This is a genomic window from Neorhizobium huautlense (assembly GCF_030811685.1).
GTDB classification, from domain to species: domain Bacteria; phylum Pseudomonadota; class Alphaproteobacteria; order Rhizobiales; family Rhizobiaceae; genus Neorhizobium; species Neorhizobium huautlense_A.
Map to the genome: position 1 here is coordinate 100,346 of NZ_JAUSRF010000001.1, position 12,469 is coordinate 112,814.

The 12,469-nt window shown below is 61.3% G+C and carries 13 protein-coding genes; 3 read left to right on the top strand and 10 right to left on the bottom strand.

All coding sequences use genetic code 11. From position 1 onward, the window contains the following. The first annotated feature begins 56 nt into the window (after positions 1 to 56). Positions 57 to 1,937, top strand: a complete 1,881-nt coding sequence (gene mutL, locus J2T09_RS00375; RefSeq protein ID WP_306829861.1) for a DNA mismatch repair endonuclease MutL — start codon at positions 57 to 59, stop codon at positions 1,935 to 1,937. A gap of 281 nt (positions 1,938 to 2,218) precedes the next feature. Continuing rightward, the gene (locus J2T09_RS00380; protein WP_306829863.1) at positions 2,219 to 2,452 is read left to right on the top strand and encodes a DUF2093 domain-containing protein; all 234 of its coding nucleotides are present in this window, start codon (positions 2,219 to 2,221) and stop codon (positions 2,450 to 2,452) included. On the opposite strand, the gene lpxK is transcribed toward J2T09_RS00380, so the two are convergent. From lpxK to J2T09_RS00410, 6 genes are all read right to left on the bottom strand, one after another. Beyond that, on the bottom strand, positions 2,453 to 3,484 hold the full coding sequence (lpxK, locus tag J2T09_RS00385; RefSeq protein WP_306829864.1) for a tetraacyldisaccharide 4'-kinase: 1,032 nt from the start codon (positions 3,482 to 3,484) through the stop codon (positions 2,453 to 2,455). A gap of 65 nt (positions 3,485 to 3,549) precedes the next feature. Then, a complete protein-coding gene (locus J2T09_RS00390; protein WP_306829866.1) occupies positions 3,550 to 4,263 on the bottom strand; it encodes an HAD family hydrolase in 714 nt (237 codons plus the stop codon). Continuing rightward, positions 4,263 to 5,579: a lipid IV(A) 3-deoxy-D-manno-octulosonic acid transferase gene (waaA, locus tag J2T09_RS00395; RefSeq protein WP_306829869.1), complete on the bottom strand. Its 1,317-nt coding sequence runs from the start codon at positions 5,577 to 5,579 to the stop codon at positions 4,263 to 4,265. Before waaA ends, J2T09_RS00390 begins: the two co-directional genes overlap by 1 nt. Before the next feature lie 161 nt (positions 5,580 to 5,740). After that, complete coding sequence (locus J2T09_RS00400; protein ID WP_306829872.1) at positions 5,741 to 5,983, bottom strand: DUF4170 domain-containing protein; 243 nt, start codon at positions 5,981 to 5,983, stop codon at positions 5,741 to 5,743. Between the two features lie 73 nt (positions 5,984 to 6,056). Then, the gene (locus J2T09_RS00405; RefSeq protein ID WP_373458353.1) at positions 6,057 to 6,848 is read right to left on the bottom strand and encodes a 3'(2'),5'-bisphosphate nucleotidase CysQ; all 792 of its coding nucleotides are present in this window, start codon (positions 6,846 to 6,848) and stop codon (positions 6,057 to 6,059) included. A 5-nt stretch (positions 6,849 to 6,853) separates the two neighbouring features. Further along, on the bottom strand, positions 6,854 to 8,200 hold the full coding sequence (locus J2T09_RS00410) for a TldD/PmbA family protein (RefSeq protein WP_306829876.1): 1,347 nt from the start codon (positions 8,198 to 8,200) through the stop codon (positions 6,854 to 6,856). A gap of 109 nt (positions 8,201 to 8,309) precedes the next feature. Between J2T09_RS00410 and J2T09_RS00415 the strand changes: the two genes are divergently transcribed. Further along, a complete protein-coding gene (locus J2T09_RS00415; protein WP_306829878.1) occupies positions 8,310 to 10,133 on the top strand; it encodes a monovalent cation:proton antiporter-2 (CPA2) family protein in 1,824 nt (607 codons plus the stop codon). On the opposite strand, the gene J2T09_RS00420 is transcribed toward J2T09_RS00415, so the two are convergent. From J2T09_RS00420 to rsmD, 4 genes are all read right to left on the bottom strand, one after another. Next, a complete protein-coding gene (locus J2T09_RS00420; RefSeq protein WP_306829880.1) occupies positions 10,134 to 10,583 on the bottom strand; it encodes a HEPN domain-containing protein in 450 nt (149 codons plus the stop codon). Continuing rightward, a complete protein-coding gene (locus J2T09_RS00425) occupies positions 10,573 to 10,932 on the bottom strand; it encodes a nucleotidyltransferase domain-containing protein (RefSeq protein ID WP_306829882.1) in 360 nt (119 codons plus the stop codon). The genes J2T09_RS00420 and J2T09_RS00425 overlap by 11 nt, the downstream gene beginning before the upstream one ends. Before the next feature lie 80 nt (positions 10,933 to 11,012). After that, a complete protein-coding gene (locus J2T09_RS00430; RefSeq protein ID WP_306829884.1) occupies positions 11,013 to 11,894 on the bottom strand; it encodes a patatin-like phospholipase family protein in 882 nt (293 codons plus the stop codon). A 13-nt stretch (positions 11,895 to 11,907) separates the two neighbouring features. Further along, complete coding sequence (gene rsmD, locus J2T09_RS00435) at positions 11,908 to 12,468, bottom strand: 16S rRNA (guanine(966)-N(2))-methyltransferase RsmD (RefSeq protein ID WP_306829887.1); 561 nt, start codon at positions 12,466 to 12,468, stop codon at positions 11,908 to 11,910. Position 12,469: the final 1 nt, after the last annotated feature.

A 12,469-nucleotide genomic window follows, 5' to 3' on the forward strand; every position in this document is an offset into this window, starting at 1 on the left:
CCCTCCGTTAAGGCTTGCCCCTATGCAGCGCGGCTCGAATCCGGGAAAATGGCACCATGCCAGTCAAACTTCTTTCAGAAACGCTGATCAACCAGATCGCCGCCGGCGAGGTCATCGAACGCCCGGCCAGTGCCGCCAAGGAACTGATCGAAAACGCCATCGATGCCGGCGCCACCCGTATCGAGATCGCCACCGCCGGTGGCGGCAAAAGCCTGATGCGCATCACCGACAACGGATCGGGCATGAATGCGGCCGATCTGGAGCTTGCCGTGCGCCGCCATTGCACTTCCAAGATCGACGTCCATCTCGACGATATCCGCACGCTCGGTTTTCGCGGCGAGGCGCTGCCATCGATCGGGTCCGTGGCACGGCTGACAATTACCAGCCGCCAGCAGGGCGCGTCGGAAGGTTATGAGGTGAGCGTTGTCGGCGGCAAGACATCGCCGGTCAAACCGGCCGCCGCCAATCCCGGCACGGTGGTCGAGGTGCGCGACATCTTTTTCGCCACCCCCGCCCGCCTGAAATTTCTAAAAACCGAAAAGGCCGAAGCCGGCGCGATCACCGAAGTGGTCAAACGTATGGCCATCGCCTTTCCAAAGGTGCGCTTCGTGCTGTCTGGTCCAGACCGTTCGACGCTGGAACTGCCGGCCACCGGCGACGACCACCTTGCCCGCATGGCGCAGATATTGGGCGCCGAGTTCAAGGACAACGCCATCGAGATCGATGCGGCACGCGAGGACGTGACTCTCACCGGTTTTGCCGGCGTGCCGACCTTCAACCGCGGCAATTCCGGCCATCAGTACATGTTCGTCAACGGCCGTCCGGTGCAGGACAAGCTGCTCCTCTCGGCCATCCGTGGCGCCTATGCCGAAACCATTCCGTCCGGGCGTTATCCGATTGCGGTACTGTCCATCGGGCTCGATCCGGCGCTGGTGGATGTCAACGTGCATCCGGCCAAGTCCGACGTGCGTTTCCGCGATCCCGGCCTTGTGCGCGGGCTGATCGTCGGCGCGATCCGGCAGGCACTGGCGCGCGAGGGCGACCGGGCGGCGACGACCGGGGCAAGCGGGTTACTGCGCGCCTTCCGGCCGGAAGCACCGGGCGGTTATCAACCGTCCTATCCGCAGCCGGGCCAGCTGGAAGGCGCGTCGCCATCGCCGAGCAGCGGTTTCGGCGGCGGCTGGTCGGCCTCGCGTTATGCCTCCGCGCCGAGCCAGCCGTGGAGTGCCGCAACTTCGCCGTCGCGACCGTTCCAGCAGGGTTTTGCCGAACGCCAGACCGGTTTCGATACCATGACCACGCCGAGCGCGCGGGCCGAACGCTTCGACGCGCCGGCAGTGGCGGATGAACCGATCCGTCATCGTCTGGGCGCTGCGCGGGCGCAGCTGCATGAAAACTATATCGTCGCGCAGACGGAGAACGGGCTCGTCATCGTCGACCAGCACGCCGCACATGAACGGCTTGTCTTCGAGGCGATGCGCAAGGCGCTGGATGCCGACCGGTTGCCTTCGCAGGTTCTGTTGATCCCCGAAATCATCGATTTGGCCGAAGAGGATTGCGACCGGCTGATGGTGCATGCCGACGCGCTGGACCGACTGGGCCTGGCGATCGAACGGTTTGGCCCCGGTGCGATTGCCGTGCGCGAAACGCCGGCCATGCTGGGCGAAGTCGACGCCTCCGACCTGATCCGCGATCTGGCCGACGAAGTGGCGGAATGGAATACGGCGGGCGGGCTGAAGGGCCGGCTGGAACATGTGGCGGCCACCATGGCCTGCCATGGCTCGGTGCGCTCCGGCCGCCGCCTGAAACCGGAAGAGATGAATGCGCTGTTGCGGGAGATGGAAGCCACACCGGGATCGGGCCAGTGCAACCATGGACGGCCGACCTATATCGAATTGAAGCTGACGGATATCGAAAGGTTGTTCGGGCGCAGTTGAGGGCACAACAGTGCCACAAATATCTTCTTCCCGTCGGGGAGAAGTGCCGGAGCGTCAGCAAGGCGATGAGGGGGCGACACGGCACCCTGTTTATGTGGCTTTGCCCCCCTCATCCGGCCCTTCGGGCCACCTTCTCCCCGCTGGGGAGAAGATAAAAGAGCGAGCATCTCGGCCTCGACACCATGAACGAACACTTGCCTTCCCTCTTCCCATCCCCCCACCTTCGCGGTAATCACAAACCCATGATTTTCGGATCGAGAATTTTTGGCAGGAGACGCAGGATGAACCGTTTTGAAGGCGCCAGCTTCCGTGAGGCAAAGCTTCGTTATCTTGACGGCGATTACCAGATCATCACATCCGGTTCCTTCGTCGTCTGCGCCATGACCGGCGCCAATATTCCGCTCGACGAGCTGCGCTACTGGAGCGTTGCCCGGCAGGAACCCTATGCCGATTGCGCCGCCTCGCTGGAAGCCGACAAACGCGCCGGCATCCTGCCCAACCAGAAACGCGCCTGATTATTTCGACTTCAGCAACCGCTGGCGGCAATGGGCGATCGCGGCGTCGATAATGTGATCCGGCCCATGCGGGTCGTCGAACACCATGTCGATTTCCACCACGGTGGTTTTTTGTGCCAGTTCCTGCGCCTTGCCGGCATGACCGGCGAGCCGCACGGCGTCCTTGGATGTCGTCACCGGCAGCAGATCCTGTTTCGCGGCGTCCTTCAGAAGGTCGTCGATCTCGTCCTGCGTGAAATAATGATGATCCGGGAAGGCGCGGCGCTCGACGATGGCAGCGCCGAGGGTTGTCAGCGTGCGATAGAATTTTTCCGGATCGGCAATGCCGACATAAGCGAATACATGCCGGTTGACCAGTGACGGGTCCGGCCTTGGCACGACCGATGCCACATGGATCTGCTTGCCGGCGCGTGCCGCCTGCCGGACCAGCGCATCCGCCGCCGGGCCGTTGCCGACTTTCAATATGGCCGAAAGCTGATGCATCTGTTCGGGTATCGGCGCACGCACCGGGCCGCCGGGCACGAGATGGCCGTTGCCGATGCCGCGATTGCTGTCGATCACCACAAGCGCGAAATCCAGCTCCAGCCTGGCGCTCTGGAAACCGTCATCCATGATGATGATATCGGCCCCTTCCGAGACCAGCCTTTTCGCGCCATCGACACGGCGACGGGAAATCACCGTCATCGCTTCGCGCGCCAGAAGCAGCGCCTCATCCCCCACCGCATCGGCACGGTGGTGATGAGGGTCGACCACCGTGACGACATCGAGCGAGCCGCCGTAACCACGGCTGAGGAAACCGGGTTTGAGGCCACGGGCAGTCACGGCACGGGCAATGGCAATGGCGGTCGGCGTCTTGCCGGCACCGCCGACGGTGAAATTGCCGATGCAGATGACCGGAATGGGAACGCTGCCGCGTTTTGCCTTGCGCATGCGGCTGCCGGCGATACGGCCATAGAGATAGGAAATCGGGGAGAGACCCCAGGCGCGCCAATCGGCCTTTGTCCACCAGAAGGGCGGCGCTTCGGAAACCATTTTTGAAGTCTCTGTTCTTGTCTACTTGCGGCTAGAAACGGCAGAACCGTCGAAAAGGCAAGGTTTCACGGCAAAAGATCTTCAATCAGGGTAATATCCGCAAGCACAAGATCGGCGAGTGGCGACAAGGTTTCGGTCGTGCCGGTGCCGGTGAGAACCGCGATCTTCAAACCCGCCCCCGCAGACAGGCCGACATGCATGTCGTGTTTGTTGTCACCCACCATGGCAACTTGTCGTGGCTCAAAGCCAACAGCGCGAGCGAAGGCCAAGAGCATGCCCGGCTCCGGTTTCACACCATGGCCGCTGTCATAACCTGCGACGAAATCGAGATATTGCGCAAAGTCGAACCGATCCGCCGTTGCACGGATGGCGGCTTCGTTATCGCTTGAAGCCACGCCGAGCTTGAAACCACGTGCCTTCAGACGACCGAAAAAGCCGGCGAGCTCGGCGGCCGGCACAGAATAGTCGGCGGCGCGCAAAAACAGCGCATCCAGCTTTAGTGTCAGATCGTCCGTATCCAGCTTTGAGCCGGCGGCAACAAGGCCACGGGCGATATCTGCGGCACTTCCGGCCGCAAACAGACTGTCGGCGCGGGTGTGGCCGGACACATCATCCATGCCGCCGACATCGAGAAGTTTTGCTTCCAGAACCGCATCACCGGCGGCGGCGATACGGGCGGCCTCGCGGTTTACCGGGCCCCAGCTTTCGTCATAACGCAAAAGCGTGCCGTCCTTGTCGAACAGGATGGCCTTGATGACGGAAAAATCGGGATTGGTCATTATTGCGCTGCGGTCTTCGGTTGCAGGGCGGCTGAAACGGCGAGCGGATTGATATAGGGTTCCAGTGCCTTTACGGTGGCCGACAGCGCGCCACGCATGTCCTGAATGGCTTCCTGACCGGCATCGATCATGTTGCGGCGGGCGATATCGTTGGTCAGCAGATAATGCACGGCCTTGGCCAGCATTTCGGTATCGCGGATCATGCGCGCGCCACCCTTGCGGATGAGCTGCTGATAGGTTTCCCGGAAATTCTGGACATTGCTACCGGAGAGAACCGCGCAGCCGAGCATGGCTGACTCGATCGGGTTCTGGCCACCTTCGGCCGTCAGCGAGCGGCCGACGAAGGAGACTTCGGTAAGGCGCAGATACATGCCCATTTCACCGATGCTGTCACCGAGGAAGATATCCGTATCCGGCGTGATGGCATCACCCCGCGAACGGCGGACAACCTTCAGCCCCTGCTCGACAAGCATGGCCTCGATAACATCGCCACGTTCGGGATGGCGCGGCACGATGATGGTGAGCTGGTCATTGCGGGGTTTCAGCGCACGGTGAACGGTGGCTGCGGCGGTTTCCTCACCGTCGAACGTGCAGATGGCGGCCCATGTCTTGCGGTTGCCGATCTGTGCCAGATAGCTGTCGACCACAGCCGGATCGGCCGGCGGCGGATCCGTGTCGCCCTTCAGATTGCCCGAGACCGTGACCGGCCATGCGCCGAGATCGCGGAACCGTTCGGCATCGACATCGGAACGGGCAACGACCAGCGCCATCTTGCCGAAAAGCTGTTCGGCAATACCGCCAAACCCCTTCCAGCGATCGAAGGAGCGATCAGAAATGCGGGCATTGACGCGGATCTGCGGAATGTGGCGGCGATTGAGTTCGGCGATCGTGGTCGGCCAGATTTCCGACTCTGCCGTGATCGCCACATCGGGACGCCAATAACGGATGAAACGCTTGATGGAAAATTTGACGTCGAGCGGCACATATTGATGGATGACCTCGTTGCCGAGGCGGTTTTCCACCAGCGCTGCAGAGGTGACCGTGCCGGTCGTCAGCAGGATATGGATGCCGCGGCGGCCGAATTCGCGGATCAGCGGAATGACGGCGAGCGTTTCGCCCACACTTGCGGCATGCATCCAGACAAGCGGCCCGAACGGGCGCGGCTGGCTGGCATAACCGAAACGTTCCAGCCGGCGCTGGCGGTCTTCCTTGCCCTTGAAGGCGCGCCAGGTGAGATAACTGCCCGTCAACGGATAGGCGAGGACACCGGCAACGCGGTATCCCGTCAAAGCGATGCGCGCCAAGCCTTTGCTCATCGCATCATCCCCTGATCCGTTGCTTTCAATGACAATTGCCCGACCCCTAGCATATACTGCTTATAACGCCCGCGTTCTGCTTTACAAATACGTCAAAAAAAGGGGGGCTGCAGTACAAGAACCGATAGTCACAGCTATCGGTTCCGACTGCAACAACAGTATCAGAGGCCGGTCGCCTTGGGGTCGAGAAGACGATGCATATGCACGATGAAATAGCGCATATGGGCGTTGTCGACGGTCTGCTGTGCCTTCGCCTTCCAGGCCGTCAGCGCCGAGGCGTAATCCGGGAAGATGCCGACGATATCGAGTGCCGACAGATCGCGGAACTGCACATCGGTGAGGTCGGACAGTTCGCCCCCGAAAACGAGATGCAGAAGCTGTTTCTTGTCGGTTGTTTCAGTCATGTCGATCTCTCAATATGTGTCGGCCGGATGGCCTGCCTTATTTGGCTGTCATTGAGGGATTTCACCCCAAAGGTCAACCCGAATGGGCTTGACGCAGCAGGCTTTTGATAACCGATTCGCCACCGGCAAAGAGAGTGGCGTGCTTCACGGTTTCGCGATTGTAAACGAGGCGGCTGCCATCCGTCTCAACGAGGCTGCCACCTGCCCGGAAAAGGATCAGGTCGGCCGCGGCCAGATCCCAGTCATGCGAGTTACGCGCCACCAGCGTGCCATCGATTCGACCATCCGCCACCATGGCCAGCCGATAAGCCAGTGACGGCACGTGTTTTACGCGGCTGAGCAGCTTGCGGTATTCCGGCTCGAACTTGTTGACCATTTCCGCCGAGGCGGCAATGTTCAGCACATCGTCCGGGCGGTGTTCGGCAACAGAGATGGTTTTGCCGTTTTTCAGCGCCGGACCATCGATGGCGGCGTAAAACTCTTCCCCCAGAGCCGGGGCGAAAAGCACACCCGCTACCGGCGCTCCCTTGTGCACGACGGCGACGCTGACGCACCAGTTGGTGGCGCCCTGGATAAAGCCGCGCGTGCCATCGATCGGATCGACCACGAACACGGTGTCGGCCGACAATCGGGCGTGGTCGTCGTCGTTTTCCTCCGACAGCCAGCCGTAATCGGGCCGGGCCGCCCTCAGCACGCTCAACAGGCGATCATTGGCGGCGAAATCGGCGGCGCTGACGGGAGACTGGCCCTCGTTCTTCCACCAGACCTCCGGCGACTGACCGAAAAAGCCGAGCGCGACCTCCCCCGCCTGCCTTGCGGCATCGCGGATAAGGTCGAGGTCTTTTTGCCAGCGCCGGTCTTCCATCATCTTTAGCGTCCGGCCAGCGTCATGCCCTCGATGGCAATCGTCGGCGAGGCGACACCGAACTTGCGGTCGATATCGCTGGCCGGCGTCAGCCGCATGAACATGTCTTTCAGATTGGAGGCGATGGTGACTTCCGAGACGGCGAAGGTCAGTTCGCCATTCTCGATCCAGAAACCGGTGGCGCCGCGCGAATATTCGCCGGTGATCATGTTGACACCCTGGCCGATCAGCTCGGTCACGTAAAAACCGTTGCCGATCTGGCGGATCAGGTCTTCCGGCAGGATATCGCCCGGTTCCAGCGCCAGATTGGTGGAGGCCGGCGTGACCGAGGTGCCGCCGCGCACGCCACGGCCATTGGTGGGCAGACCGAGTTCGCGGCCGATGGAGGTGGAGAGGAACCAGTGTTTCAACACACCGTCCTCGATCATCACCATGCGCTCGCCCTTTACCCCTTCGCCATCGAAGGGGCGCGAGGAACCGCCGCGCACGACCAGCGGATCATCGGTGATGTTGAGGCCGGATTTCAGAACCTGTTGTCCCATCTTGTCGCGCAGAAAGCTGGTCTTGCGGGCGACGGAGGCACCGTTGATGGCGCCAGCAATATGACCGACAAAACCGCGCGCGATGCGCGGATCGAAGACGACGGTGACATTGCTGCCGGTATCGACCTGACGCGGATTGACGCGCTTGACGGTTCGCTCGCCGGCACGGCGGCCGATCAGAGCCGGGTCGTCGAGATCGGCGTAATAGAGGCGGCTGTCGAAATCGTAATCGCGCTCCATCTTCGTGCCTTCGCCGGCGATGACGCTGACGGAATGGCCGAAACGGCTGCCCATGTAGGAGCCGGAAAAACCGTGTGAGGTGACGAGAACGAGACCGCCTGCGCCTGCCGAGGCACCGGCGCCGGACGAATTGGTGACGCCCGAAACATCCAGCGCTGCCTGCTCGGCAGCAAGCGCCGCATCACGCAACTGATCGGTCGAAACCTCGGTCGGATCGTAAAGTTCGAGATCCGGGTAGGAATGCGCCAGATTGGCCTCGTCCGCGAGGCAGGCATAGGGGTCTTCCGGCGAGACTTTCGCCATGGACACGGCGCGATCTGCAAGAACCTTGATATCGAAACCGGGATTGGCCGACACGCTGGCGACCCGGTTGCCGACGAAAACCCGAAGGGCAAAATCATCGCTCTCGGATGCTTCCGTGCCTTCCACCTTGCCCAGGCGAACACTGACGGAGCGGGAACTGGAGCGGATGACAACGGCATCGGCCTTGTCCGCACCCGCCTTGATGGCGAGGTCTATCAGTTGCGAAGCGCGAGAGAGAAGATTTTCGGAATCGATTTCAGCGGACATGTGCAGGCCTTTCGTTCCGAATCCATTTATTGTGCACTACATGACGCATCAAGGGCGTACCAGCTTTTCTTGGGATGCGCCTGCTTCACTCCTGCATGATGAGACCGGAATGGCCGCGCCCGAAACCCTGTTCACCGAAACACTGCTTCTGCTCGGCGGCGCCGTGCTGGCGGCGCCGCTGTTCCGCAAGCTGGGTCTCGGCACCGTGCTCGGGTATCTCGCCGCCGGTGTCGTCATCGGACCGATCCTGCACACGATCAGTGATGCCGGCGAGGTTCTGCATGTGTCGGAACTCGGTGTGGTGTTCCTGCTGTTCATCATCGGGCTCGAACTGAAACCCTCGCGCCTTTGGCAGATGCGTGGCGACGTTTTTGTGCTCGGCACGGCGCAGGTTGTGATCACCGGTCTGGTCCTTTCCGCCCTTGCCTATCTCACCGGCATGGCCGGCTGGCGCGGCGGGCTGATCGCCGGGTTTGGCCTGGCCTTGTCCTCTACCGCCTTCGCGCTGCAGATCCTTCAGGACAACAGCGATACCAATACACGTTATGGCCAGCGCGCCTTTTCCATCCTGCTGTTTCAGGATCTGGCCATCGTGCCACTACTGGCGCTGGTGACCATTTTAGGCTCCGGGCCGGGCGAGGACACGACACCGCTTGCTCAGGATTTCGCCGTGGCGATCGGCGCGATCGGTGCGGTCATTCTGGCTGGGCGTTACCTTTTGACGCCGATGTTCCAGATCATTGCCCGCACCGGCGCCCGCGAGGTGATGATCGCCGCTGCCCTTCTCGTCGTGCTCGGATCGGCGGCCGCCATGCAGGCGGTGGGCTTGTCGATGGCAATGGGCGCGTTTCTGGCCGGCGTGATGCTGTCGGAATCCTCCTACCGGCATGAACTGGAAGCGGATGTCGAGCCGTTTCGCGGCCTGCTTCTGGCGCTGTTCTTCATGGCCGTCGGCCTGTCGCTGGATCTGTCGGCCATTGCCGATAACCTGATGATCATCCTCACCGCCGTGCCGCTGTTCATGCTGGTGAAGGCAGCGGTCCTCTATGGCATTTCGCGGCTTGGAGGCTCCTCGCATGCCGATGCGGTGCGCATCGCCTTTCTGCTGCCGCAGGGGGGCGAATTCGGCTTCGTGCTGTTCACCACCGCCACCGCCGCAGGCCTGTTGTCGCAGAGCGCGACATCGCTGCTGATCGCCAGCGTGACGATTTCCATGGCGCTGACGCCGCTCGGCTCGCTTCTGGCAAAAAGGTTGATCGGTGACGAGGAGTTACAACGCGAGGAACTGAAAGAGGATTTCGAGGGCGCCGGGGCCGATGTGCTGATCATAGGCTTTTCGCGCTTTGGCCAGATCTCGGCGCAGATTCTTCTGGCCGGCGGCCGCTCAGTCACCGTGATCGACGACAGCCCCGACCGTATCCGTCAGGCGGCGCTGTTCGGTTTCCGCATCTATTTCGGCGACGGCACACGCCGCGACGTGCTGCAATCGGCCGGGATCGAGAAGGCGAAGATCGTCGCGGTGCTGACCCAGAAACGCGAAACGACCGACCGCATCGTCGACCTGATCGCCAAGGAATTTCCCAATACCCGCCTTTTCGTGCGCTCCTATGACCGCATCCACACGATCGAACTGCGCGGCAAGGGCGTCGAATACGAACTGCGCGAAACGCTGGAATCTGGCCTGCTATTTGGCCGCCGAACGCTGGAGGCGCTGGGCATGCCGGAGGCGGATGCCGAGGCGATCGGCGACGATATACGCAAACGCGATGAACAACGGCTGCAATTGCAGGCGGTCGAAGGCATCGCGGCTGGCCGCGACATGCTGCACAATCAGCCGGTCAGGCCCGAACCGCTGATGAAACCGAAACGCGGCAGCGTGGGGGAGGAAATTTCGGAGGACGAGGCGAAAAAAGTGGCGATCGGGAAGTGGTGATCAGCGACGCGGTGGTGCGGAGGATACCACCGGAATTTTGTCGCTATCCGTGAGACCAACACCGAATTGAGCAGCAACCTCATGGAGCATCTGTGCTACGGTTTCCATTGCCGCACCGAGTTCAGCCTGATCCGCTTTTGCCGGAAGGCGACCGGCATCCTTCGGGTAGCGATACGTCGTGGCGTAGATCGTCAGGAAAAGCACACTTGAAAAACGCTGCTTGAACGGATTGGCATCAGGCAGAAGCCCTTGCAGCACATCGAGCCGATGCGCGTCTTTCCGGTCAGCTCGAATACCTTCGGAAGTCAGGAGGGCGATGAGGATTTTCTCTGCCGCCTGTTGGGCATGATAGGCATCATTGCGGTTTCCGATTGCAGAAAGCGCGCGGGCGGCCTCGATATCCTCATGGGCCAATCTCAACGCATTTGCGATGTGAAGATCAGCGGACATTCAAAACAATACCGTCATCAACGATATGACTCGCAGCCGAGTTTGCAACGCTTAGGTCCGCACGGAAATCGGACAATCGCGCGCAGGACACATCGGCATAGACACCTGAACCTTCCTGAACATGCCAGCCCAGCATAGGCGCGAACAAGCTCTCCGGGGCATCGTCGGATACTATGACTTTCAGGTCCCAGTCGCTTTGGGCCGTAGCCTCCCCGCGAGCTTGGCTGCCGTAAAGGATAACATCGACCGGATCGTATTCCTGCCGAATCCGCGCGAGCAATATCGTCAACTCCGGAAAACTCCCCGGTGCTGCAACAGGCCTTTTCAAAATGTCTGCAACGATACTCATCGCCGCTCCAGATCATACGCGTTCACCGCGAATATAGCCTTTCCAAGGCATGCATTCCAGAACGTTTGCAAGATCACCCCCTACCCGCTCGCCGCCACCTTCCATAAGGCATCCACGGAACGCTTCAGCTCGTCCTTGATCTCGACCGACTCATCCAGAATCTCGTCCACCTTGTGGAAATCCAGAATGCCGAAACGATGGACGCGGGGACGCAGGAAAATGTGCGGCGGGTGCAGCTTCAGTTTCAGCGCGATACAGCCCTGCATCATCAACTGGCTGGAGCCGAAAAGGCTGTCTATGCGGTTGGGCATATGCGTGCCGTCGCCTTCCGGGCCACCGACGACATCGACGCCGATGACGATATCGGCAAGGTCAAGGAGATGGTCGTAAGGGATCGGGTTCAATATGCCGCCATCGACCATGATGCGGCCGTTGACGCGCACCGGCATGAACAGGGCGGGAATGGCAGCGGAGGCGGCGATTGCCGGCAGCAGTTCACCCTCTTCGAGAATGACCTCCTTCTGGCCGTAATAGTCCGTCGCCGTCACCTTCAGCGGGATCCGCAGCGCATCGAAATTTTCCGGCACGGCGGCGGGCAGAAAAGCGCCGAGGATCGGTTCGAGATTGAAATGGCCCAGCCGAAAACCGCCGATGCGGTCACGCATGCTGGCGGGACCTAGGCTCCAGAGCCGATTGGCGATAAGGCGACGGTTACCGACTGTTGCCCGCGTATAATCGCGGATTTCGCGGCCGCGCATGCCGGCGGCCATAGCGGCGCCCATGATGGCGCCGATCGAGGAACCGGCAATCGCCACCGGGCGGATGCCGAGTTCATCGAGTGCTTCGATGATCTGGATATGCGAGATGCCGCGCGCACCGCCGCCACCGAACGCGATGGCCACCCTCGGCTCTCCACCCCGTTGAACTGCCGGAGCATGCGGGATGGAGAGGCGCGTGTTCATCGAAGAATAATCCTCAGGCCGACTGGTAACGGAAAAAGTCTATCCGCGTATCGCCGAACGAACGGCTTTCGAGCGGCTTGAAACATGGATCGATCGTGACCGTTACATCGGCACGCTCTTCCAGGATTGCAAGCGCGCCGGGTGCGATCCAGCCGCCTTCATGGGCGGAGAAAAGTGCCGCTTCGCCCAGTCCCTTGGCATAGGGCGGGTCGGCGAAGACGAACTGGAACGGCTCGATATTGTTCGCCGTGCCAAGCTTCGTGGCATCGCGCCGCAGGATGCGAGCGCGGCCATGCAGGCCGAGGCTTTCGATGTTCTCCCAAAGAAGGCCACGGCCTTCGACGCCGTTTTCGACAAACAGCGCCGAACGGCAGCCGCGCGACAGGGCTTCAAGCCCTACCGCACCGGTGCCGGCGAACAGATCGAGCACGCGGCACTGATCGATGGCCTCGGGATAAACGTGGCCGATGATGTTGAACAGGCTTTCGCGCGTCCGGTCGATGGTCGGCCGGATATCGTTCGTTTTCGGAGTGGCCAATGCGCGGCCACGGAATTCACCACCTACGATCCGCACG